Source organism: Desulfovibrio sp. 7SRBS1 (genome assembly GCF_049723905.1).
Classification (GTDB): Bacteria; Desulfobacterota; Desulfovibrionia; order Desulfovibrionales; family Desulfovibrionaceae.
This window is the reverse complement of sequence record NZ_JBJKFD010000001.1, coordinates 2,770,455-2,796,925: the sequence shown is the minus strand read 5'-3', so window position 1 is coordinate 2,796,925 and position 26,471 is coordinate 2,770,455. Positions and strand designations below refer to the sequence as shown.

General features: G+C 55.8%; 23 protein-coding genes and 1 tRNA gene. 12 read left to right on the top strand and 12 right to left on the bottom strand.

The features are described from left to right. Positions 1–85 precede the first annotated feature (85 nt). From ACI0FJ_RS12625 to ACI0FJ_RS12600, 6 genes are all read right to left on the bottom strand, one after another. Positions 86–1,111, bottom strand: a complete 1,026-nt coding sequence (locus ACI0FJ_RS12625; protein ID WP_424304008.1) for a DUF3089 domain-containing protein — start codon at positions 1,109–1,111, stop codon at positions 86–88. A 100-nt stretch (positions 1,112–1,211) separates the two neighbouring features. Beyond that, entirely contained in the window at positions 1,212–2,207 is a 996-nt protein-coding gene (locus ACI0FJ_RS12620; protein ID WP_424304006.1) for a DUF3089 domain-containing protein, read from the bottom strand. 226 nt (positions 2,208–2,433) lie between these two features. Then, on the bottom strand, positions 2,434–3,369 hold the full coding sequence (locus ACI0FJ_RS12615) for an RluA family pseudouridine synthase (protein WP_424304003.1): 936 nt from the start codon (positions 3,367–3,369) through the stop codon (positions 2,434–2,436). Positions 3,370–3,395: 26 nt separating this feature from the next. Beyond that, entirely contained in the window at positions 3,396–4,697 is a 1,302-nt protein-coding gene (locus tag ACI0FJ_RS12610; protein ID WP_424304000.1) for a TRAP transporter large permease, read from the bottom strand. Continuing rightward, positions 4,694–5,188 carry a TRAP transporter small permease gene (locus ACI0FJ_RS12605; protein ID WP_424303997.1) on the bottom strand — a complete coding sequence of 165 codons (495 nt, stop codon included), beginning with the start codon at positions 5,186–5,188 and terminating at the stop codon, positions 4,694–4,696. The genes ACI0FJ_RS12610 and ACI0FJ_RS12605 overlap by 4 nt, the downstream gene beginning before the upstream one ends. A gap of 81 nt (positions 5,189–5,269) precedes the next feature. Then, a complete protein-coding gene (locus ACI0FJ_RS12600) occupies positions 5,270–6,310 on the bottom strand; it encodes a TRAP transporter substrate-binding protein (protein ID WP_424303994.1) in 1,041 nt (346 codons plus the stop codon). Positions 6,311–6,485: 175 nt separating this feature from the next. Between ACI0FJ_RS12600 and ACI0FJ_RS12595 the strand changes: the two genes are divergently transcribed. Then, positions 6,486–7,745, top strand: coding sequence for an RsmB/NOP family class I SAM-dependent RNA methyltransferase (locus ACI0FJ_RS12595; protein WP_424303991.1), 1,260 nt, complete (start codon positions 6,486–6,488; stop codon positions 7,743–7,745). 19 nt (positions 7,746–7,764) lie between these two features. Here ACI0FJ_RS12595 and ACI0FJ_RS12590 read toward each other — a convergent pair whose 3' ends face one another. Together ACI0FJ_RS12590 and ACI0FJ_RS12585 are read right to left on the bottom strand one after the other, a co-directional pair. Next, complete coding sequence (locus tag ACI0FJ_RS12590; protein ID WP_424303988.1) at positions 7,765–8,724, bottom strand: multidrug resistance efflux transporter family protein; 960 nt, start codon at positions 8,722–8,724, stop codon at positions 7,765–7,767. A 482-nt stretch (positions 8,725–9,206) separates the two neighbouring features. Then, a complete protein-coding gene (locus ACI0FJ_RS12585) occupies positions 9,207–11,873 on the bottom strand; it encodes a M16 family metallopeptidase (RefSeq protein WP_424303985.1) in 2,667 nt (888 codons plus the stop codon). 275 nt (positions 11,874–12,148) lie between these two features. Here ACI0FJ_RS12585 and ACI0FJ_RS12580 point away from each other — a divergent pair, with 275 nt between their 5' ends. Continuing rightward, complete coding sequence (locus ACI0FJ_RS12580) at positions 12,149–13,684, top strand: YifB family Mg chelatase-like AAA ATPase (RefSeq protein WP_424303982.1); 1,536 nt, start codon at positions 12,149–12,151, stop codon at positions 13,682–13,684. Between the two features lie 260 nt (positions 13,685–13,944). Then, positions 13,945–14,021, top strand: a tRNA-Arg gene (locus tag ACI0FJ_RS12575). 92 nt (positions 14,022–14,113) lie between these two features. On the opposite strand, the gene ACI0FJ_RS12570 is transcribed toward ACI0FJ_RS12575, so the two are convergent. The 3 genes from ACI0FJ_RS12570 to ACI0FJ_RS12560 form a co-directional block, all read right to left on the bottom strand. Continuing rightward, positions 14,114–14,467 carry a DUF3024 domain-containing protein gene (locus ACI0FJ_RS12570; protein WP_424303979.1) on the bottom strand — a complete coding sequence of 118 codons (354 nt, stop codon included), beginning with the start codon at positions 14,465–14,467 and terminating at the stop codon, positions 14,114–14,116. Between the two features lie 108 nt (positions 14,468–14,575). After that, positions 14,576–14,866 carry a type II toxin-antitoxin system RelE/ParE family toxin gene (locus ACI0FJ_RS12565; RefSeq protein ID WP_424303976.1) on the bottom strand — a complete coding sequence of 97 codons (291 nt, stop codon included), beginning with the start codon at positions 14,864–14,866 and terminating at the stop codon, positions 14,576–14,578. Continuing rightward, a complete protein-coding gene (locus ACI0FJ_RS12560) occupies positions 14,859–15,116 on the bottom strand; it encodes a type II toxin-antitoxin system ParD family antitoxin (protein WP_424303973.1) in 258 nt (85 codons plus the stop codon). The genes ACI0FJ_RS12565 and ACI0FJ_RS12560 overlap by 8 nt, the downstream gene beginning before the upstream one ends. 264 nt (positions 15,117–15,380) lie before the next feature. On the opposite strand from ACI0FJ_RS12560, the gene purT reads away from it, so the two are divergent. The 9 genes from purT to ACI0FJ_RS12515 all read left to right on the top strand — a co-directional run bounded on the left by purT (position 15,381) and on the right by ACI0FJ_RS12515 (position 23,878). Then, positions 15,381–16,562, top strand: a complete 1,182-nt coding sequence (gene purT, locus ACI0FJ_RS12555; RefSeq protein ID WP_424303970.1) for a formate-dependent phosphoribosylglycinamide formyltransferase — start codon at positions 15,381–15,383, stop codon at positions 16,560–16,562. Positions 16,563–16,771: 209 nt separating this feature from the next. Continuing rightward, positions 16,772–17,290 carry a hypothetical protein gene (locus ACI0FJ_RS12550; RefSeq protein WP_424303967.1) on the top strand — a complete coding sequence of 173 codons (519 nt, stop codon included), beginning with the start codon at positions 16,772–16,774 and terminating at the stop codon, positions 17,288–17,290. A gap of 371 nt (positions 17,291–17,661) precedes the next feature. After that, positions 17,662–18,462 carry an ABC transporter ATP-binding protein gene (locus ACI0FJ_RS12545; protein WP_424303964.1) on the top strand — a complete coding sequence of 267 codons (801 nt, stop codon included), beginning with the start codon at positions 17,662–17,664 and terminating at the stop codon, positions 18,460–18,462. Between the two features lie 11 nt (positions 18,463–18,473). Further along, a complete protein-coding gene (locus ACI0FJ_RS12540; protein WP_424306564.1) occupies positions 18,474–19,193 on the top strand; it encodes an ABC transporter ATP-binding protein in 720 nt (239 codons plus the stop codon). Between the two features lie 3 nt (positions 19,194–19,196). Then, entirely contained in the window at positions 19,197–20,093 is an 897-nt protein-coding gene (locus tag ACI0FJ_RS12535; RefSeq protein WP_424303961.1) for a branched-chain amino acid ABC transporter permease, read from the top strand. Next, entirely contained in the window at positions 20,093–21,088 is a 996-nt protein-coding gene (locus tag ACI0FJ_RS12530) for a branched-chain amino acid ABC transporter permease (protein ID WP_424303958.1), read from the top strand. Before ACI0FJ_RS12535 ends, ACI0FJ_RS12530 begins: the two co-directional genes overlap by 1 nt. A 14-nt stretch (positions 21,089–21,102) precedes the next feature. Then, entirely contained in the window at positions 21,103–22,248 is a 1,146-nt protein-coding gene (locus ACI0FJ_RS12525) for an ABC transporter substrate-binding protein (protein WP_424303955.1), read from the top strand. 73 nt (positions 22,249–22,321) lie between these two features. Continuing rightward, positions 22,322–23,074 carry a creatininase family protein gene (locus ACI0FJ_RS12520; RefSeq protein WP_424303952.1) on the top strand — a complete coding sequence of 251 codons (753 nt, stop codon included), beginning with the start codon at positions 22,322–22,324 and terminating at the stop codon, positions 23,072–23,074. 144 nt (positions 23,075–23,218) lie between these two features. Next, entirely contained in the window at positions 23,219–23,878 is a 660-nt protein-coding gene (locus ACI0FJ_RS12515; protein WP_424303949.1) for a GntR family transcriptional regulator, read from the top strand. Between the two features lie 219 nt (positions 23,879–24,097). Here ACI0FJ_RS12515 and ACI0FJ_RS12510 read toward each other — a convergent pair whose 3' ends face one another. Next, on the bottom strand, positions 24,098–25,567 hold the full coding sequence (locus tag ACI0FJ_RS12510) for a radical SAM protein (RefSeq protein WP_424303946.1): 1,470 nt from the start codon (positions 25,565–25,567) through the stop codon (positions 24,098–24,100). Positions 25,568–26,471 lie beyond the last annotated feature (904 nt).

Here is a 26,471-nt window from a genome sequence, read left to right as displayed (position 1 = left end):
CATAAGAGTACACTTCGCGGTTGAATTTCCCTGGTGCCTCGCATCCAGACCTTTTTGAACAGCCTGCCCTTCCAAGCTGTCGCTTTTACTCCCCTTTCAGATAGGCCGCACAGCGCGTGGCCACATTGTCCCGGATGTTGTTGAAAAAGAAGTCGTAGTCGTAGCGGTGATACACTTCCGGTCCCATGGACATGTTCAATTGCTTGAGCACGTCGGGCTTGGGCGTGGGAATTTCCAACACCTGCTGACCGTTCTGGTCGGCAATGCGGGCTGCGGTAAAGTGGTCAATGGTCAGCGGATTGCCCGATTCCATGTAGATGCGTGCGCCTTTGTTGGCCGAGGTCGGGACTTCTTTGGTGTTTGTTGTCCAGGAGAGCGGGTTCACGCAGGTTGCGCCCTTGCTTACTGTGGGGGACTTGCCGTCGGGGCCGACCGTGTTCCAGGTGAGGAGTACCCCGGTCTGGTCCGGGGCAGTGCCCAGGTGCAGCCCAAGGGCGTTGCGGTTGGCGGCGGTAAAGGTCCAGCCCGGCATGTAGGCGGCCACCAGCTTGCTCTTGTCCAGCATGTTGGGGTGGCGCAGCAACACGTCCAGCAGCACGTTGGAGCCTTGGCTGTGGCTTGCCAGGATGAAGGGACGCCCCTGGTTGAGATGTTCTAGATAATAGGCGAACGCGGCCTGTACGTCGCGGATGGCGACTTCCAGATAGCGCGCCCGGTCCTGTTCGCTCATGGCCAGCACTTCAATGTTCATCTGCCGGTAGCGCGGCGCAAACACGTTGCAATGGTCGCTGAAGGCGGCAGTCATCCAGCGCACGGCCATGCGGTCGGTCAGGGCGTTGAGTTTGGCGTCGTCCAGGTCGGCATTGAGCTTGCCGTTGGATGGTGGCCCGTAGGTTGTAGGGTGCACGAAAAAGACATCCACAGGATGGGTGATGTTTTGGGCTTGTATGGCCCAGCGGTCGGGCCGGGAGTAGTCCGTGGTGACGATGCTGCTTGCGGTCTCGGAGTGATACGTAACGGTCCTGTGGACGCTTTGCTGGCATCCGGCCAGCAAAACAAGGAGGAGCAGGGCCGAAGCAATGCGCAGGATGTGGGAAAACCGTTTGTCCATGGGGTGTCCTTATGCGGGGGGGAAGGTTGTTTGAACGCCGCGCGGCTGCCTGTTCACAGACAGGAAACCGCGCGGCGGCATGGTCGGGAGGGCTGAAGCCCTAGTTCTTTTTCAGATAGGCGTTGACCCGGTCGGCAACGTTTTTTTCCAGGTTACGGTACCAGAAGGCGTAGTCGTACTTGTGGTACACGCCGTCCGGAAAACTTCCCAGGGGGAGCTTGTCCGGCGGGGTGGTGACGAGTGCGCCGGTTTTGGCATCTATCTGTGCTCCGCAATAATGAGGCACTTCGCGTACAATGACGTTTTTGACGTCGTCATAAAACACCGCGCCCAGGTTCAGGGACTTGTCTGCCGGGGCGGTGCTTGTGGACCACGTCAGCGGGTTTACGCAGGCTGCGCCGGGACGCAGCACCGGGGAGCCGGTCGCGCCGGGGCCCTGTGTGTTGTAGGTGATGATGACGCCTGTATCGTCCGCCTTTTGGGCTATCTTGAACCAGGGGTAGTTTTTGAGGTCTTCAGGCACAATGGAATAGCCGATGACATAGGCGGCCACCAGGCGCTTTTGCAGTTGCGGGTCGAAAAAGCGGCGGCGCAGCAGGTCCACCAGTACGACCGATCCCTGGCTGTCGCCTGCCAGAATAAAGGGGCGGTCCGGGTTGATGTGGCGCAGGTAGTAGTCGAAGGCCCGGTGCACGTCGTCCGCACCGATGCGGAAATACGGGTCGTGAAAGGTATCTTTTTTCGGGTCCAGCACGGTGAAGGAAACCTGCCGGTAGAACGGGGCGAACAGGTTGCAGGTGGGCGAGTACACGCCTGCCTGGGCATAGAGCAGGTGGATGACGCGGTCCCGCACTTCCTGGTTGCGGATATCCATGTTTTTGGGGAACGGCTCGGGATAGATGGTGGGGTAGACGTAGAAGACGTCCACGGGCTTGTCGATTGTGGTTGGGCGGCTGGCCCAGGCATTGTCCTGCGAATAGTCGGGACAGGGCGGAACGGCCTTTTCAATGTCCTGTTTTACAGGTTCGGCGGCAACTGCGGGCAGCACACCGCACACGGCAAACATAACAAAGGCCAGCAAGCAAAGAAATTTCATGTAATCCCCCAATGTTGTTTCTCGTTTTGATCGTCAATGCGGCGGCCGTGGGCAACACTTGGATGTTTGATGCGACCACCGGAGAATACGTTGAAAGCATATTATCTGTTCGGAAAGTGAGTCAATGATGAATGTGAAAAAAAGGAGATGTGAACGTCGGGCATGGGGTGGCGAAAATTTGCAGCCTGCAGGAGAAATGCAGGGCGACGGAGATCGGGGGGACGGGTCAGTCCAGGTAGGGCAGGGCATTCCAGCGGCCTTTCCAGGGGGGAGTGGCCGTAATGGTCCGCCCGTCCGGCAGATCGACCCGCCAGGCATGCAGCAACAGGCCCTGCTTATCCGGATAGTCGGTGGGGCCGTTGTATTTGCCGTCGCCCAGCAGGGGAAAGCCGCGCGAGGAGAGCTGGACGCGGATCTGATGGGTGCGCCCCGTAAGCAGTTGTATCTGCAACAGAGTGGCTGGCAACAGGGGGTGAGGAATGTCGGCTGATTGGTTTGCTCTGCCGCCTGTTCCGGCTGGCCGAACCTTGGCCAGGGCGGTCCTTCCGCTGCCTGTTGTAACCCGTTCCCGTCCGGTAATTCCCTGTTTTTGCAGAGAATCTTGCAGAAGTATCTCATGGCTGTGGGGCCAGCTGTCCTGCACCCAGGCCAGATAGGTCTTGTGTATCCGGCCCTGGGCAAAGCCCTGGCTCAGTTGTTTGAGCGCGGCGTGCGAGGCTCCGACAAGGAGTACGCCCGTGGTGTCGCGGTCCAGCCGGTGCGCTGGGGCGGGCACAAAGACTTCTCTGGCGAACATACCGCGCAGCCGGGTGACCACGCTGTCGTCATGGCCTGTACCGGGCTGTACGGGCAGACCGGCGGGTTTGTTCACAACCAGCAGGTCCTGGTCCTTGTGGATGATGTCCAGGCTGGCGGTGCCGTTGGTTGGGGCCGTGGGTTTTGTGGACGCACTCTCCCCCTCGCCGTGCGGGGGAATGCGCACGTCCTGGCCTTCCCGGACAAGGGCAAAAGGCTTGCTGCGCTTGCCGTCCAAACGCACCTGCCCGGTACGAATCCAGCGCATCATTGCGGAGCGCGGAATTCCGGGCAGGCGGCGTTCCAGAAAGCGGACCAGTTTCTGGCCTGCTTCGGCTCTGGTGACGGTGACGTGGCTGGCTGGCATGGCAAAGTCCTTTGCAGGGCGGGAAGCTACATCAATCCTGGCAGCCAGAGGACAAGGCCGGGAAAGATCATCATCAGCAACACGCAGGCAATGAAAGCAAAGGTGAAGTAGGAGACGCCCCGGAATACATCCGAGAGCGGCACGCCCGTTGCCATGGATGCCACAATGAAGGTGCTGACGCCCACGGGCGGGGTGATGGCTCCGAGCGTTGTCACCACGGTGATGAGCACGCCGAACCAGAGGGGATCGTACCCCAGCCCCTGTGCCACGGGAAAGAAAATGGGAATGGTGATGAGCAGCAGGGCCAGGGCGTCCATGATGGCGCCGCCCACGGCGTAGATGGCGCAGATCATGAGGATTATGGCCCAACCCGGCAGGCTCAGTCCGGCAGTCCACTGGGCAACTTCGAAAGGCAGCCGCGTTACGGCCAGGAAGCGCCCGAAAATAACCGCGCCGAGCACGATGACCATGATCATGCTGGAAACGCGCAATGTATCCATGAGTGCCTTGTGCAGGTCGCTCATGGAAAGGCGGCGGCGCATGGTGGAAAGCAGGATGGAAAGCCCGGCACCTGCAGCGCCCGCTTCACTTGGGGTAAAGAACCCGGCGAACAGCCCGCCCATGACCAGGGCGAACAGGAGCAGCATTTCCAGGGAACCGGACAGGGAAGCGATTTTTTCCCTCCAGGTGGTTCTGGGACCGGCAGGCCCCCAGGTGGGGTGTACTTTGCACAGGTACCAGATGGTGGCCATGAACAGGCCGGTGAGCAGGATGCCCGGAATGACGCCGCCCATGAACAGCTTGCCGATGGAAACGCCGGTCTGCAGGCCGATGATGATGAGCACCACGCTGGGCGGGATGACCACGCCGAGCGTTGCCCCGGCTGCCACGGACCCGGTGCTGAGGATGGAGCTGTAGCGGTATTTTTTCATTTCCGGCAGGGCCACGGTGCTCATGGTGGCGGCAGTGGCCGAGTTGGAACCGCTGATGGCCGAGAATCCGGCGCAGGCCAGAACCGTGGCCATGGCAATGCCGCCGCGTATGGGGCCCATCCACACATAGGCCGCGCCGTACAATCGTTTGTTCACCCCGGCGTAGAAACAGACCTGCCCCATGAGGATGAACAGCGGGATGACGGTCAGCCCGTAGGAGCTGAACACTCCCCAGACCTCGTCGCCCAGCAGGCCGAGGGCCACGGGAAGCCCCTTGACGTACCACAGCCCGCACAGCCCAACCACGCCCATGGCAAGGCCGACGGGCATGCGTACGAGGAACAGCACGAGCAGAAGAATAAGAATGCCGGTAAGGCCCACCATTGCAAGGCTCATCGGGCTTCCTCCGGCTGGCAGTTGAAAAGGATCTGCAATGTGTCCACCGCCATGGTCAGCCCCATGGCCGCACAGCCCACGCTTACGGCGTAGACGAACGGGTAGTAGGCAAAGCGCAGGGTTTCCGAAAGGTCGCCCATCTCCACCATAAAGGCGGCAACGTCCGCCACCTGCCAGGCCGCCGCAGCAAAGAAGAGCGTTCCGGCCAGGGAGCAGAGGATATCCATGGTGCGTTCAAACCAGGCGGGCAACAGCCCCTTGAGAATGGTGACTGCGATATGTCCTTTGGAAAGCTGGGCGTAGCCCAGGGAAAAACCGGCCACAAGCGCGCCCAGAAATCCCATCAGCTCGAAGGTCCCTTCAACGGGACTGCCCGCGGCGCGCAGCACGATGTTGGCGCAGGCCAGGCAGACCATGGCCAGAAGCGAGGCTGCGGCCAGGAGGGCAAGAACCCGGTTGGCCCATATGCGTAAAATATCAAGGTATCTCATAATGTGGGAAGCCGGGAGAGACCGCATTGTGCGATCCCTGCCCGGCGAAAATATTACGGGTTGAGGAAGGCAGGCAGCCGGTTATTGTACCGGATACTCCTTTTCGTACTTGGCCTTGAGCGCCTGGAGGTCCAGCAGGATTTTTTCGGCGGGCAGGCCGTCCTTGTTGGCGGTCTCCTGCCACTCCTGCACCAGCGGGGCAATCTTGTCCTGGGCTATGGCGTACTGCTCGGGAGACAGGTGAATCAGCTCGATATCGTACTTCTTCTTGGACCAGTCCAAAGCTTCGATAACGTGCTGGTCCATGTACTGTCCTGTCCACAGGGCCTGTTCGCGTCCCAGGTCATTCATGACCTTTTTGACGTCGTCGTCCAGGCCGTCCCAGGCCCGCTTGTTCATGATGACGGCAAAGGGATAGACCGGCAGGTCCATGTAGGTTTCGTAGCGGCAGCCTTCGGCGAAGTTCATGTCCTTGAGCACTTCAAAGGAGGTCACAAAGCCTTCTATGACGCCCTTTTGCAGGGCTTCCGGTACTTCGGGCATGGGCATGGCAACAGGGGTGGAGCCCAGCTTGGCCATAACCTTGGCCAGTGTGCCCGAGGCGCGGACTTCGTAGCCTTCCAGGTCGGCCAGGCTACGGACCGGGGTCTTGGACATGATGTGCGACGGTGCGGAGGTGAACATGGTAAGCACCTTGACGCGGGAAAATTCTTTGGGCTGGTACTTCTGGTACAGGTCCCAGAGCGTCAGGCTGGCAACCGTGGCCGAGGTGAAACCCACGGGCAGGTTGCAGGAAAAGGAGAAGGGGAAGACGCCTGGCTGGTAGGACATGGAAATGCAGCCGATGTCGGCCTGTCCTTTGACCACGCCCCGGAACATGTTCTTGGCGCCCAGCAGGGTGCTTGCAGGATAGGTCTGGATTTTGACCTTTCCATTGGTGCGTTTTTCCACTTCCTTGGCCCAGCGTTCCATCTGGACGCAGGGAAAGGTGATGGCAGGGGGAAAGTTGGCATAGCTCAGGGTGACGGATTCGGCCCTGGCTGTGGTGGCGAGCAGCGAAACGCACAGCATAAGCGCTGCGGCACACAGCGCCATGGCACGGCTGGCGTAAGGACGTCTCATGGGTTTACTCCTTGCACGGAAACAGGTAGGGGCCGCAGTTCGGAACCATTCGACGGCTGCGGCCGTAGTCGTCCGGCATGATCTGCCGGAAAAATCGCCTTGTACGGAAATTTGAAATGTGTTTCGATTTCTGAAACATCTGCGATATAGCTGTATTGAACACAGGATGCAACGTGTGAATCCCAAGAACGTCACTTCCAGATACTTTCGCTTTGTTTGCGACCCCGGTGAACTGCCTGCGGTGGAGGACCTTTTGCGTGCCCAGGGCTACACCTGGAACAACCTGGACATCTCCCCCTGGTGCAAGGAATTGGTGGACGAGCCGTCCCCTCTGGGCGACAGCCTGGCGGCCCGTTTCGGCCTGATTTACATCCAGGACAAGTCCTCCATGCTTCCGCCCCTGCTTCTGGACCCGCCACAGGGTGCCATGGTGCTGGACATGTGCGCCAGCCCTGGCAGCAAGACCGGCCTTTTGGCCCAGCTGGTGGGGCCGGAGGGTTTTGTGCTGGGCAACGAGCCCTCGCGTGACCGGCTGGCGACCCTGCGTCAGAACCTGCGCCGCCTGAATCTGGCCAATACCGCCACCTGCTCCTATGCCGGGGAAAAACTTCCCCTGGAGCCAGACAGCCTGGAATATATTCTGCTGGACCCGCCTTGCAGCGGCTGGGGCACCACGGACAAGAACCCCAATATTCTGGAAGTCTGGAACGACGAAAAGACCGGCCAGCTGGAAACATTGCAGCGCCGCCTGTTGGAACGGGCCGCGGACGCCCTGGCTCCGGGCGGCAGAATGATCTTTTCCACCTGCACCACCAATGTGCGCGAGAACGAAGAACAGGTGGTCTATGCCCTGGAACATCTGGGCCTGGAACTCAAGCCCCTGCCGCCTGTGCCGGGGCTGGTTTTCGAGACGCCCAAACTGGGGCTGGAAGGGGTGCTGCGTGTGGACATGAAAGCCAGCCGTTCCCAGGGATTTTTCATGGCCTGCTTTGGCAAGGCCGGAGCTTCGGGCTCTGCGTCCATAGTGGGCGGCAAAGATCCCCGCTCCATTCCAGGCCGCCCCGTGGACCCGGCATCGACCGCCCCCCTGGTGCCGCCTGCCCAACTTTCCGCCCTGCCTCCGGGAAGCCTGTACGACTTCACGGGCCGGGTCATGCTGCTGCACGAACATTCGGCCAAACTGCCTGCCTCCTTGCGCTGGCAGGGGTTCCCCGTAGGCAAGTTTGCCGGAAAGACCTTTCGGCCCGATTCCTCCATCCGCCAGCTCGTCCCGGCCTGGAAGGAAGGCAACGGCCTGAACCTGGACAGCGTGGAACCGCTGCTGGCCTTGCTTTCCGGGCAAAGTCTGGAGGCTCCTGCCAAGGGCACCGGCCTGTACTACAAGGGACTTTCCCTGGGGCGCTTTACGCGCAAGGGCAAACGGGCCTTGCGGTAGAGCTTATGTCCTTCGGGAATCAGCGTACGTTTTGTACCCGCAGGTAGAGCATCAGCCCTGCCATGGTCAGTCCCAGCCCCGCCCATCCCAAGGGGCCGGGCAAGAGTCCGTTCAGCAAAACCGTTTCCCCGGCCAGGGAAAAGATCACTTCCATGGACTGGGTACAGTCTACCGCGGATATCTGCGCGGCGGTCCGGGCCATGTTTCTGGCATAAAGGAACAGGCTGGTGGCGGCCACGCCCGAAAGCAGGGCCACCAGAAAAGTATTGACCAGCTGGCCCGGTGAAGGTGCAGGCGGGGCTGTCACCGCAATCAGCACCCCCCACAGGGGCACGGAACCCAGGCTCATCAGCAGCACCTTGCAAAAGGCGTTTCCCATGGCTGGCGTGCGTATTTCCGGGACGCGGCCAAGCAGTCCAGAACGGCTGTTTGCGCCGTCTTTTTTCTGGCTTGCCTCCCACACCAACTGATTGCCCAGCGGATAGGCAATGGCCGCCGCAAAGACCGGCAGCGCACCCAGCAGGATGTCCTGCCAGGGGCGTATCTGGCTTTGCTCCATGTTGACCAGAACCACACCGGCAAAGACCACGCCCGTAAGCAGCACGGCGCGCAGGGGAACCGGGCGTCCGAACAGCAGCAGCACCAGCGGGGTGGCCAATATGGTGCTCTGCCAAGTGGTGGCCACGACCCAGCCGGGCGTGTACGAGGCGCTGAAAGTGAGCAGCGCGTAAAAGGCGCCAAAGCCGATGCTTCCTGCCAGGGTCCAGAATATCCAGTGGCGGAAGAACAGCCGCATGGATTCCCGGAGCATGGCAGGACGGAACAGGGCGAACCCGGCCAGCAACAGAATCAGCATCCAGAAGTATCGCAGGCTGGCCGACCAGACCCAATGGCCGCCGTCCAGGCTCATGGCACGGTTGAGCACGAAGGTGGAGCTGAAAAAGAGCGCGGCCAGTACACCAAAAAAAATCTGTTTCATGGGTGTCCAGGCTACTGAAAAAGGACCGTCTGCTTCGTTACTGCGGAAAATTCAAGTCTCTCGTGTACCTTAAAAGTACACGTCGCGCCTGAATTTCCCTGGCGCCTCGCATCCAGACCTTTTTGAGCAGCCTGCATGGTTGGACTTCAAGTACACGTCGCGACTCAATTTACCTTACGCCTCGCTCCCGCACCTTTTTGAACAGCCTGCGAGGGGGTGGCGTTGTAATAACTTTGAGTTCTCGTACCTTTTGAGCAGCCTCCCTTATTGAGGTTTTGTAACTATTTCCATTGCACAACAAGCTTTCATCCTCAAAGAATGCGGCACCCTACGCCAGATGGTCGGGAAAATGAAGCAGGGCGTGTCTCTCGGCCATGGGCCGGCACGGGGAGGGCGTAAAGAAAAAATCCCCAGGACATTGCAATGCCCTGGGGACGTTCTTGTTTTGGTAGGGAATCTCGCGCTTGCCGCGTTCTTTCCGCCTACGGCTCAACCTTGATGAGGTAGGCCTTGGCATTGTCCAGATACCTGGCCGCCAGTTTGCGCAGGTCTTCGGGAGTGAGTTTTTCCGCCCGGTCCGGCAGTTCGCGGTAATGGTCCATGGGCAGGTTCTTTGCGAGCAGCCTCGCGGCTTCGCTGGCCCGGCTGGAAAGGGACTGGTGTTCCCGGAAGTAATCTCCGCGCAGCAGGTTCACGGCCCGGTCCAGTTCTTCCTGGGGCAGCGGGTCGGTACGAAGTTTTTCCTGGGTGCGGTCAAACCCCTGCAAAGCCGCGTCCACCTTGTCCGGCGAGGTGCCGATGTAAAAGGCGAAAAAGCCGGTCTCCGGGGCCTGCCACATAATGGCCGTAACGGTGTAGCCCAGCCCTTCCTTGTCGCGCAGGTCGCGGAACAACAGGCCGCTTTGTCCGGCCAGGATGTCGCGCAGCAGGGACAGCCCGGTGCTGTCCGCATGGGCGGAACCGGGGACGGGGAAGATGCGCAGCAGGTGGGCCTGTTCGCGTCCGGGCAGGTTCAGGTCGAGTTCCCGCTCCGTATTCCAATGGGGCGAGGAAAAAGCGTAGGGCTTGGTCTCGGCCATTTGCCCGTCGGCCATTTGCAGCTCGGCCAGGGTTTGGGCCACGGCCTTTACCTGCGGCGTGTCAAAGGTGCCGCACACGCTGAGCACGAACGGCTGCTTCTTCTGCCTGTCCCAGGTTGTGCGGGCCTGCTCTGCCGTGAATCCGGCAATGGCCTCGGTCTCTCCCATGTGCAGGTAGGAATAGCCCGTGTCCTTGTACAGAAAGGGGAATATCTTGCGAAAGGCCAGTCCCATGGGACGGTCTTCACGCTGTTTGATGGCCGCTATCTGCTCCTGTCGGGCGCGGTCGGCCTCCTGCTCGGAAAAGGCGGGGTCGGTCAGCACCTCGCGTATCAGGTCCAGCATTTCGTTGGCAAAGCGGCAGGGGAATTTGGTGGTCAGGGAAAAGGTATCCCGGCCTGCGGATACGTTGAAGTCCGAGGCGCAGTCGGCCAGATAGTCCTGAAGCTGTGTGGCGGAACGGTTGGTGGTTCCCTTGTGCATCAGTTCGGCGGTCAGCTCGGCAAGCCCCTGCTTGTCCGCGGGCAACAACCCGTCGCCGCCCGGCCAGACAATGCTCATGGCCGTGTAGGGCAGGGTGGGGTCGGGCCGGAACACGATTTTGCCGCCGGGCACGTCCACCACGCGGGTTTCGTCGGTCGTTGTCTTTTCTGCGGCAGCGGTTTCCGAGGACTTTCCAGGCCATTGGTCGGCCACGGCGTTTTCCAGGGTATCGGCCCGCAGGTCGGTGCCTTCGGGCACAAGCACGGCGGCACGCAGACGCCCGGGCAGAAAATAACTGCTTACAATGTCGTGCAGCTGGTCCGGCCCGGTGTTGCGCAGGCCGTACAGATAGCGTTCCTCCGCATCCTGTCCGCCCTCGAAAAACTGAAAATAGCCTATCTTGGAAGCCAGCCCGGCCAGGGTTTCCTTGGACTGGTAGAGCGAATCCTCCAGCCCCAGCTTGGCCCGGCGGATTTCATCGTCGGTAAAATCCAGCCCTTCCAGCCCGCTGAAAAGCTGCATCAGCTCGGACCAGAACTCCACCACGTTTTCCGCATCCAGCGTGGCGCGCACCATGAACATGCCGCCGCGTTCCATGGTAAAGGATGTGGCCCAGATGTCGTCCACCAGCCGCTTTTCGTACTTGAATTCGCGGTACAGGCGGGAGCTTTTGTCGCCGCCCATGATCTGCGCCAGCACTTCCATGGCCGGAATTCCGGCGTCGTCCAGGCCGGGCAGGGGCAGTGCCATGCCCAGGTAGACCTTGTTCCACTGGCCGCTTTCCAGATGCACCACGGGCGCGGTCGGTTCGGGCAGGGGCGTGCGGCTGGGCGGATTGATGTCGCGGGTGTTTTTCAGGTTGCCATACAGGCGGCGCGCTTCGGCCACCACGTCCTGGCTTTTGATGTCGCCAACGGCCACCAGCAGCATGGACTGCGGCTGGTACATGCGCTGGATGTAGGTGCGCAGGTCTTCCGAGGTTGTGGCCCGGATGGTGTCTTCAAAGCCGATGATGGGCCAGCGGTAGGAAAGATGCGGCCAGACCTCGGACTGCAAAATTTTGAACATGCGGCTGCCCGGTTCGTCCTGGCCGCGCCGCAGTTCGGAAACTATGACGTCCAGCTCGCTTTCCAGTTCCTTGGGGTCGAGCAAGGCGTTGAATATCATGTCGTGGGTCACGTCCAGGGCCAGCTTCCAGGAAGCGGCCGGAACGTCCACGTAATAGACGGTGTAGTCGAAGCTGGTGGCCGCGTTCAGGCTGCCGCCCGCGCTTTCCACGTCGCGGGCCACCTGGCCGGGACCGCGGTTGGCGGTTCCCTTGAAGACCATGTGCTCCAGAATGTGAGAAATTCCGGCCTGCTTGGGCGTTTCGTAGGCCGAGCCGGCGTGCACGTACAGCCGGGTGGATACCAGGGGGAAACGGTCGTCTTCCAGGGTGAGCACGGTCAGTCCGTTTTCAAGGACCGTAACCTGCGGGCCTGCCGTTGTTTCGTGCGACACGGCAGTTTCGTTGGCTGCGCAGGAAGTTTCGGACCGGGATGTCTTGCCTGTTTCGGGTTTTTGGGCCTGGGAATCGGTTGCAAACATACTAAGCGCGGCTCCCAAGCAGAAAATCACCAGACAGCAAAGCAAACAGCGAGGCGAAAAAGCCTCCGATAAGACGTATGGGCATGAAACCTCCTGGAATTCATTTAGCAAACATGATGGTTGAAAAGAGTAGCAGGGCCGCTACGCATTGCAAACCATTTCGGGCCGGGTGAAATATTTTCTCGTTCTTGACCCCGACGGCGCGGTGTGGAACACCCATGCGATACCGGTAAAAAATTTCCATATTGCGCTGCTGAATCGAACAAGGACACCACATGCTCTCCCGAGTGAAATCCGCTGCATTGCTGGGCATAGACGCCTTTACCGTGGAACTGGAAACCGACCTCGCCCGCCAGGGCATGCCCGCCTTCACCATGGTGGGGCTGGCCGAGGGTGCGGTGCGCGAAAGCAAGGAGCGGGTCTTTTCCGCCCTGCGCAACAGCAACTTTCGCCTGCCTCCTTCCCGCATTACCGTAAACCTCGCCCCCGCCGACGTGCGCAAGGACGGCAGTGCCTACGACCTGCCCCTGGCCGTGGGGCTGGTTGCCGCCGCCGGAATACTCACCTCCGATGCTGTGCAGGGCTTTTACTTTGCCGGGGAGCTTTCCCTTTCCGGGCGGCTCAAGCCGGTGCACGGCGTGCTTCCTCTTGCCATTCGCGCCAGGGACGAAGGCGCGCGCGGGCTGATCGTTCCCCTTGAAAATGCGGACGAGGCCGCCGTGGTGGAAGGTTTGAACGTACATGGCCTGGAAACCCTGGGCCAGACCGTTTCCTTTCTGTCCGGCGAGGTGATGGTTCCGCCCGTGAGCAGCAATGTGGACCGGCTGTGGGCCGAGCGCGAAAATTTCCACATCGATTTTGCCGAGGTCAAAGGCCAGGAGCACGCCAAACGAGCCATCGAAATAGCCGCCGCCGGAAACCACAACCTTATTTTTGTGGGGCCTCCCGGTTCGGGCAAGACCATGCTGGCCTCGCGCCTGCCAACGGTGCTGCCGCCCCTGGAGTTCGAGGAAGCCCTGGAAGTGACGAAAATCTATTCCGTGGCCGGGATGCTGCCCAGAGACCACGCCCTCATGGTCACCCGTCCGTTCCGCGCGCCGCACCACACCATTTCCGATGCCGGTCTCATCGGGGGCGGAGCCTATCCCCGGCCCGGCGAGGTCAGCCTTGCCCATCGTGGCGTTCTCTTTCTGGACGAGCTGCCGGAATTCAAAAAGCCGGTGCTCGAAGTCCTGCGCCAGCCCCTTGAAGCCGGGCGGGTCACCATTTCCCGCGCTGCCGTGTCCATGGCCTTTCCTGCGGCCTTCATGCTGGTGGCGGCCATGAATCCCTGTCCTTGTGGCTATCTCACGGACGAGCGCCATTCCTGCACCTGTTCGCCCCTGGCTGTGCAGCGCTACCGCTCCAAGCTTTCCGGCCCGCTGCTGGACCGCATAGACCTGCATGTGGACGTGCCCGCCGTGCCCTACAAGGACCTGAAGCTGGAACGCAGCGGCGTGGACTCGGCCAGCATGCGCAGCAACATATTGGCCTGTCGGAAAATTCAGGCCGCCCGCTACGCCAAAGCCCCCATCCGCACCAATGCCGAGCTGTCCGGCAAAATGCTCAACGACCATTGTTCCCTCGGCGCGCAGGAGCATTCTTTTCTGGAAACCGCCGTGGACCGTCTGGGCCTTTCAGCCCGGGCCTTTACCCGCATACTGCGCATTGCCCGCACCATTGCCGACCTGGAAAATGCCAAGAACATCGGCACGCCCCATCTTGCCGAAGCCATCAACTACCGCACCATGGACCGCGAAGGCGTGGTGTAGGGGGAAGAGGGAGAAGGGGAGAGAGGCAGAAGGCATGTGGGGGAGGGAAAAACTTTTGCAAAAGTTTTTCCCTCCCCCACACCCCCTCCTTTTTCAAAAACCTTTGCTATGAAGACGGGGGCGAACAGGGCAAGGAGAAGAGAAAGCGGTGGGGTGCATTGCCTGCCAAGCCGCTTGCGAGTATATAGAGTGCTGGAGCGTGCCGGAGATTGGGCTTGACGCCCGGCTCTTTCCACGTTTATGAGAACCCGACTCTTTGTGGCCCCGTAGCTCAGTAGGATAGAGCACCAGATTCCTAATCTGGGTGTCGCAGGTTCGAATCCTGCCGGGGTCACCATTTTGAATGTATAAGGGCAGTCCTTTGGGGCTGCCTTTTTTTTTTGACCTAGTGGCCGGATATGCAAGTGGAGTGGGGATAGGAGGATCGAATCACCCGAAAAAGCAGTTATACGCATCCTCTTTGAGCACCTTCAGAAAATCCTCAAGGAAACCAAGGGAAGGGCAAGGTTCGTAGAGAACCCATTTTCCGTTCCCCTTCATCCAGTAGATGTTCCACTGCTTCTGAGATTTTACATATCTCGCTTTGGCAATCGGAGTATGAACCTTTTGCGATGGTTCCATGAAGTTTGGACGAATCTCAAACAACTCGACTGTCTGCTTCTTGGAATCAATCTCGTATCCCCATTTCAATTTGTCATGGATATGGGGCTGTGGTCCGTGTTCTTTGCAGAAGTCTTGGAGAAGCTTTTCGTATCGGTGTTGTTCGAATTCGCTGATAGCCATTGGTATCTCCCTGCCGCCAATTCATGAACTTCAGCAACCGAGAAACCATGACCAAAGTTTACAATCAAAGATGTAGGGAACATTTACACAGACAATTAGGCTGGCAAGTTATAGCCATGTCGAAATATCCATCTTTTCATGTAGAACGCCAATGACATCAATATGTTCGTCGTCGAATAGGTAAAAAACGATGTGCCTGTTGATCTTGATGGAGTAGTAATTTGTTTTTATTCTTGGTCTGTTTCTGCCGAGGTTGGGATTGTCAGCCAGCAAGTTTAGCTTGGCCTCAATTTCAGTGAGATATGCGTCAGCTTTACCTTCGCCCCAAGTCTCAAAAGAGTATCGCCAAATGGCTTTCAGATGTCCTTTGGCTGCGTGGGTAAGACGAACTTTACGCATTGATCTCAGACTTGGATTCCTGGATGATGTCCGAGATACTGGAGTCAGTGAATTCGTTGTTCAAGGCCTGTTTTTCACCAGCTGCCAATTCTTTACGCAAGGCATCAAGTTTCATGAGATGAATGAGGTCTTCATGCTGAATCATGAATCGTAATGCGTCTCGTATAACCTCACTGGCATTATTGTAATGTCCAGTTTCGACCTTGCTTTTTACCTGAGCTTCCAACTCTGGGGTGAGGGAAATATGCATGGTGCTCCTCCTGCTTGAAATAAAATATGCCATGGTACAAAGATTGTCAAAGTTTGTAGTTTGAGGCTGAGGACACCTTCTGGCTAAGTGAGATTTTGTGATGCCAATCTCTTCCAGCCGGTAGAAATTTTTTCTCCACCAGGTTCGCTCAGAACCGTATTCACCCTGCCGCCGAAAAGAGCCAGCCTTCCATTTTTTAGGGAAATTGGGCATAGAGGTCCCTCAGTGCAAAGCAATATTTCAGACAATTCAAAGGGATGTAATATGACAATACTCGGAACAGCCAAAACTGCATCGGCAAAGAAAATGATGCTTCTTGGTGGTGGCGAACTTGGCAAGGAAGTCGTGATTGAAGCGCAGCGTCTTGGCGTTGAGGTCATTGTGGTTGATCGCTACGAAGACACCCCTGCCATGCAGGTGGCGCACCGCTCGTACACCATGTCCATGTTGGATGGTGAGGCGCTTCGCCGCGTTATTACAGAAGAAAAGCCAGATTATATTGTGCCCGAGATTGAGGCCATTGCCACCTCTACCTTGGTGGAGCTTGAAAAAGAGGGATTCAATGTTGTCCCCACTGCCAATGCCACCAAGCTGACAATGGATCGTGAAGGCATTCGGCGTCTTGCTGCCGAGACGGTCGGCCTTACCACATCGCCTTACCGCTTCGCGGACACGGAAGAAGAATACCGGGCCGCAGTGGCAGAAATAGGCATTCCATGCGTGGTCAAGCCTGTCATGAGTTCTTCCGGCAAAGGGCAGTCCACTGTGAAGAGCGAGGCCGACATCCAAAAGGCTTGGGAGTATTCCCAGTCGGGCGGTCGCACTGGAAAGGGGCGTATCATTATCGAAAAATTTGTCCCTTTTGATTATGAGATTACCCTTTTGACCGTACGCCACGTGGATGGAACAACGTTTTGTGAGCCCATTGGCCACCGCCAGGAAAATGGGGATTACCGCGAATCCTGGCAGCCGCAACCCATGAGTGAGGCGACCCTTGCCAAAGCTCAGGAATATGCGCGCAAGATCACAGACGCCTTGGGTGGACGAGGCCTTTTTGGGGTGGAGCTTTTTGTTAAGGATGGGGATGTTCTCTTTAGTGAAGTTTCCCCCCGCCCGCACGATACCGGACTCGTGACCGTCATCTCGCAGGATTTGAGTGAATTCGCCCTGCATGTACGGGCTGTGTTGGGCTTGCCCATTCCGGGCATTCGTCAATACGGAGCCGCCGCGTCCAGTGTGATTTTATCCAATGGCACATCGGACAAACCCGCCTTCGAAGGCGTTGATGTCGCGCTTCGTGAGGCAGATACAAAGCTTTTGATTTTTGGGAAAGGCGAGTGCGCAGGAGTCCGCCGCCTGGGCGTTGCTTTGGCCCTGGCCGACGACGTTGAGAGCGCCGTGGAAAAAGCAAAAAGAGTTTCTTCGGCTGTGACTGTTACGTATTAAGGGCATGTTGAGCCGTTCTTATGACTGCTGAGAGTCTGTAGAGCGGAGAATTTGCGTTCGTTTCTTTTTCCTTGAATTCGACTTATCATTATACGTAACAAAGCCGGGTGCGTTCATACGTACTCGGCTTTGTTTGTCGCAACTCCGTCACTCCATGGTCATTATCGCCTCAACCAACGTTTGTATGAAACGATAGTAGGAAAAGAAAAATGGGGATGAAACGCATACTCATAATTGGTTGCGGTGGTGCAGGAAAGTCCACGTTGTCCAGGGAGCTGTCACGTACATTGAATCTGCCGCTCGTTCACTTGGACTATCTGTTTTGGAAGCCGGGCTGGGTGCAAAGCGAAAAGGCAGAGTTCAAGCAAATATTGAAGAGCGAACTTAAAAAAGACAGCTGGATTATCGATGGAAATTATGCCCGCACCATGAGCCTTCGGATGCGTTACGCGGACACTGTTATTTTTCTGGATTTCAATCGCTGGATTTGCACCTGGAGAGTGTTGAAGAGATGGCTGTTCAACAAGGGCGGCGAGCAGGCTGTCGGCTGCCCGCATAAAGTCGATTTTGACTTCTTGCGATACATTTTGAAGTACCCTCAAAAAAGTCGTACGGAAGTTTTGCAGCTGATGAAGAGCAACAAAGACGGTTGCCAATGGATAACGCTGAAAAGCTCAGCCGAAGTTGAAGAATGGCTGCGGAACGGGTTGCCGCAGGAGGGGAGCTGAGAGGCGTTGTTTGAATGCACGGGGTTCTGTCAATTCGACTTCCCATTTTTCCGACCTGCCCTCCCCACCGACTCCGCCGATACTCCGCAATATGAGCCAGGAACAACTCTGGAGTTGAATCCAGCACGTATTTCGTATGCTCCTTGACCTTCTCCCCCAATATCCCCTCAAGCCCCTGCCAAAATGCCATTTTATATCCTCTCTCGAGTCTTTTCTTATTTTTGAAGTACTCTTTTGGCAATAATACGCAAATTCAAATTATGCTGAAACATGGTTAATTACTAAATTGTTAATTAGGGCGTTGACACGTTTTTTTGGCTGGTATACCACACCTTATAAGGTCAATAAATTGTGAAAAGGATCTGAATATTATGGCAATTACCAACGACATTCTCCTGGATTCACAGGGCGTGGAGAAAAGATTCGGGGGCATAATCGCCCTGTCGGAATATGCCCTGACGATTCGGAAGGGTGAGTTGATCGGCCTTATCGGGCCGAACGGAGCAGGCAAGACCACGGTCTTCAATGTCCTTTCCGGCGTGCTTGCGCCCACAAAGGGCTCCATCCGTTTCGAAGGCAGGGAACTGGCAGGGCAGGGACCGGCCAAGACCGCACAGGCGGGCATAGCCAGAACGTTTCAGAACATCCGTCTGTTCGATGAAATGACCGTGCTGGACAACATCCGCACCGGTTTTCACCACAGCATGGGCTGCGGTTTCTTTGCCACGCTGTTTCAGCTGCCCCGGCAACGGAAGTCCGAGTATTCCATTGCCCGCAGGTCCGGCGAACTGGCGGAGATGATCGGTATTTCCCATCTGCTGGACATGAAGGCGGGCGACCTGCCCTATGGCGACCAGCGCAGGCTGGAAATTGCCCGCGCCCTGGCCTTGGGGCCGAAGCTTTTGCTCCTGGACGAACCTGCCGCGGGGATGAACCCTGGCGAGACCGAGTCCCTGGTCAAGACAATCAAGATTATCCACAAGGAATTTCATCTTTCCATCCTGCTGGTCGAACACGACATGCATTTGGTTATGAATTTGTGCCAGCGGCTGCAGGTCCTGAACTACGGCCGTCTTCTGGCCGAGGGCACGCCTGCCGAAATCCAGGCCAACCCCCAGGTTACCGAGGCGTATCTCGGGACCGGGCGCAAAAAAGGGGAGGCCGACCAATGAGCAACACCCCGATGCTGGAACTCAAAGACGTTCAGGTTTTCCGGGGCAATACCCACGTATTGCACGGCGTATCCATGGAAGTGGGGCAGGGGGAAATTGTCGCCCTTATCGGCGCCAACGGCGCGGGCAAGACCACGACCCTGCGCGCCATTTCCGGCCTGCTTCCCACCAGAGAGGGAACCATCACGTATACCCCTGGTTCCGGCCAGCCCCTGGAAACCAACCGCATGTCCGCCGAATCCATTGTGGCCTCCGGGCTGTGCCATTGCCCGGAAGGGCGGGGCATTTTCGGCGGCCTGAGCGTGATCGAGAATCTGCACATGGGCGCGTATCTGCGCAACGACACACAGGGCATTCAGGAAGACATTGAAAAGATTCATGCCATGTTTCCCATCCTGGCCGACCGCGCAAAACAGACCGCTGGCACCTTGTCCGGCGGCGAACAGATGATGCTTGCCCTGGGCCGTTCCCTGATGAGCTGCCCCAAGCTGCTGATGCTGGACGAACCCTCCCTGGGGCTTGCCCCGCTGGTGGTGGAAGCCATTTTTGAAATGCTTGCGGACATCAACAAGCAGGGGGTTACGGTTTTGCTGGTGGAACAGAATGCCGTCATGGCCCTGGATCTGGCTCACCGGGCCTATGTCCTGGAAAACGGCGTGGTGACCATGACCGGATCGGGCGCTGAACTGGCCAACGACGACAACGTACGCAAGGCCTATCTGGGAGGATAACCTGTGACATCCGCATATATAGCACAACAGCTGCTCAACGGCCTTATCCTCGGTTCCATGTACGCATTGGTGGCCGTGGGATTTTCCATGATCTACGGCATCATCAACCTCATCAACTTCGCTCACGGCGACATCGTCATGATCGGGGCCTTCAGTACCCTCGGCCTGCTGGCCGGGCTGGGCCTGCCCCTGTGGGTGGTGGCTCCGGGCGTAATCGCGGTGGGCGCCATGAGCGGCCTGATAGTCGAACGGTTCGCCTTCCGGCCCATGCGCGGGGCGCCGCAGGTTACGGGCTTTATTGCCTCGCTGGGCGTGTCCATCATGATCCAGAACCTGGGCATCCTCACCCTGACCGCCCAGCCCCGCAACTTCTCCTTTCCCGAATACATGCAGACCACGCTCGGCTTTTTCGGCCTCACAATTCGCATCATCGACCTTTCCATTGTGATTGCGGCGCCGGTGCTGGTGGGTATTCTGCTGTTCATCGTCTATAAAACCAAGATTGGCACGGCCATGCGCGCCACGGCCGAGAATTTGGATGTGGCCCGGCTTATGGGCGTAAACATCAACCGCACCATCGCAGTCACCTTTGCCCTGGGTTCGGCCCTGGCAGGTATTTCCGGCCTCATGTGGGGCGGCAAGTTCGGGCAGATAGACCCGCTCATGGGTTTTCTGCCCGGCCTCAAATCCTTTGTGGCCGCGGTTATCGGCGGTGTGGGTTCCATTCCTGGTGCCATCCTGGGCGGCTACCTGCTGGGCATGTCCGAAGTGCTGTTCGTGGGGCTGCTGCCGCCCATCTATTCGTCGTATCGCGACGCCTTTGTCTTTGGCACGCTCATCGTCATCCTGCTGGTGCTGCCCAACGGCATTCTCGGCAAAAATCAGGAGGAGCGGGCCTGATGAAACGCGAACTCATCGTTGGTATCGGCCTGCTTTGCCTTGGCGCAGTTCTGGCCGTGGTCCAAAACACCTTGAGCGATTATCTGCTTTCCCTGGTCTGTTTCGTGGGCATTTTCGGCATACTGGCCGTCAGCCTGAACCTGACCAACGGATTTACCGGACTTTTCTCCCTGGGCCATCCCGCGTTCATGGCCATCGGCGGCTATACTTCAGCCTTGCTGACCTTTCCTTTGGTCAAAAAGCCGCTGTTCCTGCCCGACCTGCCGCATTGGATGGCCGTGCTGCACCTTCCGTTTCTGCCGTCCCTGCTCATCGGCGGGCTGGTCGCGGCCCTGGCGGCCCTGATCATCGGCATTCCGGTGCTGCGGCTGCGCGGCCATTACCTGGCCGTGGCCACCATGGGCTTTCTGATCATCGTCCAGGTGCTCATCATTAATATGGACACCATCACCCGCGGCCCGCTTGGGCTGAACGGGCTGGACGAACTGACCAATGTCTGGTGGGTGTACGGCTGGCTGGCTGTTACCGTGTATGTCTGCTGGAAGGTCAAATTCTCATCCTACGGGCGGCAGTTCATCGCCATCCGGGAAAATGAGATGGCCGCCTGCTGCCTGGGCATCAACGTCTTCAAGGCCAAACTCCAGGCCCTGGTCATTGGCGCATTTTTCGCCGGTGTGGCCGGGGGGCTGTGGGGCCACCTGATTACGGCCCTCACGCCCGGTTCCTTTTCCCTGCTTCTGGCCTTCACCATCGTGGTCATGGTGGTCGTGGGCGGGTCCGGCTCCATTTGCGGCGCCCTTACCGGAGCGGTTCTGTTTACCGTAATTACGGAATTTTTCCGTCCCCTGGAGGAGAGTTTTTCCATCTATGGGGTCGGTGAAATATTCATGGCCCTGGTCCTGATTTCCATTTTGGTGTTCAGGCCCCAGGGATTGTTTAGCTGTGACGAGCCAAAGGGGATGATCCCCAGGCCCAAATCCACTGTAAAGATTTAAGGAGTGATGTTGCTATGAAAAGCCTGTGCAAGCTTCTCGCTGTGTTCGGACTGGTCCTGGGGCTGGCTCTGCCTTCCATGGCGGCCGACCCGATCAAAATCGGTGCCCTGTACAACCTTACCGGCGGCATGAGTTCCATTGACGTGCCTTCCCTGAACGGTGCCAAGCTCAAAGCCAAGATGATCAACGATGCAGGCGGACTGCTTGGCCGCCAGCTGGAAATTGTGGGCGTGGACACCAAGACGGACCAGAAGGCTGCTGCCATTGGTGCCAAGAAAGTTCTGGGCGAGGGTATCGTGGCCGGTATTGGATACTCCGACCCCGCCTTTGTTTTGCCTTCCGCTCCTCTGTTCCAGAAGAAGGGCATTCCTTTTGTAACTTCCGGTGCCACTCTGCCCGCCCTGCCTGCCATGGTCGGTGACTGCATGTTCCTGGCTCCGTTTGGCGATAACATCCAGGCCCGGGCCATAGCCGATTATGCAGTTAAAGATCTTGGCCTGAAAAAGATTGTGGTTTGGACCGACAACTCCATGGACTTCACCAAGGGGCTGTCCAAGTACTTTAAGGAAGGCGCCAAGGCCGACGGTGCCGAGATCGTTCTGGAAGACTTCTTCATGAGCGGCGACAAGGACTTCTCCGCTCAGATCGCCCGCCTCAAGGGCGCTGGTGCCGATGCCATCTTCGTCTCCGCATGCCCCAACGAAGCCGGTCTTTCCGTCAAGCAGATCCGCGAAGCCGGTCTTGATATTCCCATCCTGTCCGGCGATGGTTTTGATACGGAACTGATCTCCACCGTGCCCGGCAAGAAGCTGGCCCACGACATTTACTTCACCACCCACACCTTCCGTGGTGAAACCCGCCCCGAAGTGTTGGAATTCATCAAGGCCTACAAGGCGGAATACGGTGTTGAACCCGAGAACGCCTTTGCCGCCCTGGGATACGACGCCGTTGGCCTGATCGCCAACGCCATCAAGACCGCTGGTTCCGCCAAACCCGCCGACATCCGCAAGGCCCTGGCCGATACCACCAACTACCAGGCCGTAACCGGCACCATCACCTTTGCCGGAAACGGTGGCATCCCGCTCAAGAGCGTGTCCATCATCAATGTTAATGACGGCGTATACACCGTCAAACATGTATGGAACCCCAACGCCAAATAGATAGCGGCAGTATTGCCAACAATGGCCGCGGTCCGTCAGGACCGCGGCCATAAACCAGAAAGAGGTAATTTCCGTGCGTAACATCCGTTTGGAAGAAAACACCCAATTCACCTTCGAGGACTCCAAGTTCGACAAATTGTTCCTGGCCATTGGCTCCTGCGAATGCCATGGAGAACATCTTCCCTTTGGCTGTGACTCCCTTGTGAGCCACCAGATTGCCCTGGATCTGGCCGAACGTTTTGATGACGCGGTTGTTGCTCCGCCCCTGTGGTTCGGCATGAGCCAGCACTACCGCCATCAGCCCATGTGCCTGTCCCTGTCCGACGACACGGTTGTCCGCGTGGTCCGGGAGCTGCTGGACTCTGCCCTGTACTGGGGCATCAAAAAGGTGCTTATCGTCAACGGCCACGACGGCAACATCGCCCCCATTGAAATCGCGGCCCGCGACTTCAAGGTGCAGAACCCGGACTTTGGCCTGGCTGTTCTGGATGCCTGGTGGGTGACCGCGGGCAACCTTCTGCCCGAGAATACCTTTGAAGTATGGAACGGGCTGGGACACGGCGGCGAAGGCGAAACTTCCATCGGCCTGTCCATTTTCCCCGAGCTGTGCGACATGGACCGCGCCAAGGGGCAGGTTCCCGAATTCGATACCAATGTGAAGCTTATCTGGAATTTTGACGAGCTGACTCCCTACGGAGCCAGCGGCGATCCGACCAAGGCCACCAAGGAAAAGGGCGACGCAATGCGTCAGGTTCTGGTCGATTATCTGGAAAAATACATCCGGCATATGGATGCGCAGAACTGGCGCTATGGTGTTGTGAAATAGCATCCGGCAGCGATTTCTTCATGGGGGGAGATTTTCTCCCCCAAAAAAGGCAGACTGGCGCTGCCAAAGCGCTTGTATTGGGCCGGGCTGTACTGGGCAGCCACCCACTGCGGTTAACTCCCAACTTTTGGCCTGAGGTTACGTGTGGAAGACAGCCTTACCCGGCCTACGATTTTCTTTCCCAACGATGAAGTCAAAGCGGGCATTTATATCTGCCTGCGCGACTGGATTCTCTACACCACGCTGAAACCGGGCCAGAAACTCAACGAACGTGATCTGGCCGAACAATTCGGCGTTTCCAGAACTCCCATCCGGGAAATCCTCCAATTGCTGGCCCTCCAGGGGCTGCTCTGTATACGACCGCGCCAGGGCGCGTTTGTGGCTCCCATTGAAAACAGCCAGGTGCGGCAGGTGTTCGAAGTGCGGCTTCCGCTGGAAAAGACCGTGGCCCGGCTGGCAGCCCAGCGCGCCACCACTGCGGACATCATGGAACTGGAACAACTATCGGGCCGCTCCGAACAAGCCATGAAATCGGGTGCCTACGAAGAGGGCATCCGCCTGGATGCGGCCTTTCACGACGCCCTTTCAAAGGCCGCAGACAACATGGTGCTGCGCCAGACGCGAGAGAGCCTGCACAACATCTGCCTGCGCTATTGGTATTTGCTGCTGAACCGCTACGAATCAGACGAAGTCGACCAGAGCGCACATATCCATCTTGTGGAGGCCATCAAGGAACGGGACCCGGAAAAGGCGGCCGATATCCATGGGCTGCATGTCAGCCACTTTTTGCAATTGTTGGAGTAGGGGGGGAGGGCATGGATCTTCATGAATCTTTAGGATGCAAACCAAGCAATGCAGGCTTTTCAAATAGCAAAACTATCTTCCGATGCAGAGGCTTAAGGCCTAGCCATTGCTGTTTGGATTAACGAATAGCCGTAGCTGATACGGCCGTCAAGAGAGTCAAGTGTCAGGTGAATGTTGTGTCTGCATATGTTATAAATATTGTTTCTTATAATTAAGAAATCATAATGTTTTTGATTTGTTGAGTAGCTTTTTGTTGAGTTTTGCAATTTTGCAAAAGTATTCGTTTACTTCTAGCGGGTTTCCTTTAGGGCTCTCATTTGCATTTCTAACCATGCACATGGTACAAAATTCCCTATCTGTACATCGAATACACTTAGGAAAATCTGAATTCCGTAATTCTCTTAAATATTGAATTCTTTTTGAATTATTCCATATGTCTTTAAGAGACTCTCCATTCACATTGCCGACAATGTAGTCCTGCCAGCCAGCACAAGGATATACATTCCCATTTTCTGCTATGCAAATAGAAGAATTGCATACACTACAAACAAAATCATTTGGTGTGATATTTTTCTTTTTTGCGGCTTCCAATTCTATTTCCTCAACAAATCTAGAATCTTTTGCTGCTTTTGTGTCAAGAATTTCTTTGACTTCATCAACTGTTAGACGGCAATTTAAATTTTTAATCGAGTGGTTATATCTTGCAATAATGACATAATCATCTCCGACATGAATATTGTTTTTTTCAGCCCATTTTATAACTTCTTCATAGCTGTTTTTGTTTTGTTTCATTATTGGACAGCTAATTTGTAGCGGAATATTGTTTTCTACTAGCTTTAGGATTGACATTTTTGTTTTATAAAAACTTCCCTTTAATCGAGTTATCTCATCATGGATGACAGGGTTCATAGAGTATAATGAGACTTGAACACCGAGAAGTGGGTTTGCTTTTAACTCTTTAATGATTTTATCATCAAGTAATGTTAAATTGCTAAGGACGTTCACTGAAAAATTATATGTCCTACATGCCTCTAAAAAATCACAAAAGTTTTCGTGTAGCATTGGTTCACCGCCGCTTAGCGTTAAATGCAACACGTTCATTCTTTTACATTGCTCTATAATGCTATAAAATAAATTGTTTTTTATGTTTTCGAGTTTGTTTTCGTGGGGAATGTAGCAGTGGATACATCTTTCATTGCATCTGCTTGTGATTTCTATGTGTAAACTTGTGAGCTGAGGGCTACCTTTAAAGTGTTCCTCTAGAAAATCTTGTGTAGATTTGCTTGGGAGTAACGTATTTGAAGACTTATTTGTTTGAAGGCTGGAGGTAGGCTTTGATTTCTTGTAAGAAAATCTAGTGTCTTTTCCTTCGCATATTTGTCTTGTTTTTCCAGATACAATAAATCCATCACACTCGAGTAAAGAATAAAAATCTAAAGCATCATTCTTAATCGTTTGAATATTTACCGTTGTAAATTGTTTGCTTATTTTACTTACAATTTTTTCAAAAGGTTGTGGGTCTTTATCTAAAGCTGAGAAAAAAATGGTTCCACTTTGTGATAAGATTTTATCTCCAATATATTTTTCATTGGCATCGTTTGTATTATATCCAAAATTTCTGTTGTCTGTAATGTATCCAAATTGGCTGTATTTTCGAAATAAAACATTTGATTTACGTTTAAAAAACATACCTTTTACCCTTCGTCTGCAGGCAAGAAATCTAAATTACATACATCTAAATCCGCCTCTGTGAGGCAGTGGATTTAAGATGTTTTGATTTGTTTAAAATGGTACAATGATAGAACCTGTTAAAAGAAGTGAGTTTAATAATAGATGTGTCCAATTAATTCTGTGTCTTCATGTTTTTTGATACTTGTATCCTGCAAGGGGGAAGAAAAGTAGGCCAACATATTAACATGACTCTATAAGGTTTCTTTTTTTCGTCAGATTCAGAATGAACGTCAAATGGGGCTTATATTCACATTTGTTTAGCCTAAGCTTTTATTCCAAGCTCTAACTGTTGGGGGCTAGGAGTCGTGAACAGAGGGTAGGCAAAACAAAATGCTGTGATTCCCCTGGCAGCCGGGGGAATCACAAGGCTTTACTTACGGCCACCTGGCTTAGGGGGATTACAGGGCCTTCCGCTCGGCTTACTATTGGGGCGACATTCTGCCATCTGTTCAGTCCCTTGTGCCAAGATTTCAGGTTTTTCATAGCTCATAGATCTAATCTCCTTTTTTTGTAGAATGATTAATTTGTAGCCATTTGTAATTAATAAGGCAATTAATATTTCAAAGGTTATATGTCTTATTGGCTGTCAGATCTCCTCTGGAGATATATAGCTGAAATAAAGAGCTCAATCAGTTGTCAGAGTAATAATCGTGGGGCTTTTGTTGGTATAGTGCTTACTGTAAATTCGGTGGAACTACGCTAGGTAAAGAATTTATACGCTTCATAAGCTATTGTTTTGCTGCCTTAAATTTTTATTCTTGATTCTTTTTGTTGAAACGTCACTTGAATGGTAACCTGTTTAGTTCTTATGATGGTCATAAGCAAAATTTATCCTGGGGACTCTGAGAAAACAGCATCTTCA

What these genes read in the sequence shown, in the direction of transcription:
- ACI0FJ_RS12625 (WP_424304008.1), bottom strand. Translation starts at nt 1,111, where the DNA reads ATGGACAAACGGTTTTCCCACATCCTGCGCATTGCTTCGGCCCTGCTC.
- ACI0FJ_RS12620 (WP_424304006.1), bottom strand. Translation starts at nt 2,207, where the DNA reads ATGAAATTTCTTTGCTTGCTGGCCTTTGTTATGTTTGCCGTGTGCGGT.
- ACI0FJ_RS12615 (WP_424304003.1), bottom strand. Translation starts at nt 3,369, where the DNA reads ATGCCAGCCAGCCACGTCACCGTCACCAGAGCCGAAGCAGGCCAGAAA.
- ACI0FJ_RS12610 (WP_424304000.1), bottom strand. Translation starts at nt 4,697, where the DNA reads ATGAGCCTTGCAATGGTGGGCCTTACCGGCATTCTTATTCTTCTGCTC.
- ACI0FJ_RS12605 (WP_424303997.1), bottom strand. Translation starts at nt 5,188, where the DNA reads ATGAGATACCTTGATATTTTACGCATATGGGCCAACCGGGTTCTTGCC.
- ACI0FJ_RS12600 (WP_424303994.1), bottom strand. Translation starts at nt 6,310, where the DNA reads ATGAGACGTCCTTACGCCAGCCGTGCCATGGCGCTGTGTGCCGCAGCG.
- ACI0FJ_RS12590 (WP_424303988.1), bottom strand. Translation starts at nt 8,724, where the DNA reads ATGAAACAGATTTTTTTTGGTGTACTGGCCGCGCTCTTTTTCAGCTCC.
- ACI0FJ_RS12585 (WP_424303985.1), bottom strand. Translation starts at nt 11,873, where the DNA reads ATGTTTGCAACCGATTCCCAGGCCCAAAAACCCGAAACAGGCAAGACA.
- ACI0FJ_RS12580 (WP_424303982.1), top strand. Translation starts at nt 12,149, where the DNA reads ATGCTCTCCCGAGTGAAATCCGCTGCATTGCTGGGCATAGACGCCTTT.
- ACI0FJ_RS12570 (WP_424303979.1), bottom strand. Translation starts at nt 14,467, where the DNA reads ATGGCTATCAGCGAATTCGAACAACACCGATACGAAAAGCTTCTCCAA.
- ACI0FJ_RS12565 (WP_424303976.1), bottom strand. Translation starts at nt 14,866, where the DNA reads ATGCGTAAAGTTCGTCTTACCCACGCAGCCAAAGGACATCTGAAAGCC.
- ACI0FJ_RS12560 (WP_424303973.1), bottom strand. Translation starts at nt 15,116, where the DNA reads ATGCATATTTCCCTCACCCCAGAGTTGGAAGCTCAGGTAAAAAGCAAG.
- purT (WP_424303970.1), top strand. Translation starts at nt 15,381, where the DNA reads ATGACAATACTCGGAACAGCCAAAACTGCATCGGCAAAGAAAATGATG.
- ACI0FJ_RS12550 (WP_424303967.1), top strand. Translation starts at nt 16,772, where the DNA reads ATGGGGATGAAACGCATACTCATAATTGGTTGCGGTGGTGCAGGAAAG.
- ACI0FJ_RS12545 (WP_424303964.1), top strand. Translation starts at nt 17,662, where the DNA reads ATGGCAATTACCAACGACATTCTCCTGGATTCACAGGGCGTGGAGAAA.
- ACI0FJ_RS12540 (WP_424306564.1), top strand. Translation starts at nt 18,474, where the DNA reads ATGCTGGAACTCAAAGACGTTCAGGTTTTCCGGGGCAATACCCACGTA.
- ACI0FJ_RS12530 (WP_424303958.1), top strand. Translation starts at nt 20,093, where the DNA reads ATGAAACGCGAACTCATCGTTGGTATCGGCCTGCTTTGCCTTGGCGCA.
- ACI0FJ_RS12525 (WP_424303955.1), top strand. Translation starts at nt 21,103, where the DNA reads ATGAAAAGCCTGTGCAAGCTTCTCGCTGTGTTCGGACTGGTCCTGGGG.
- ACI0FJ_RS12510 (WP_424303946.1), bottom strand. Translation starts at nt 25,567, where the DNA reads ATGTTTTTTAAACGTAAATCAAATGTTTTATTTCGAAAATACAGCCAA.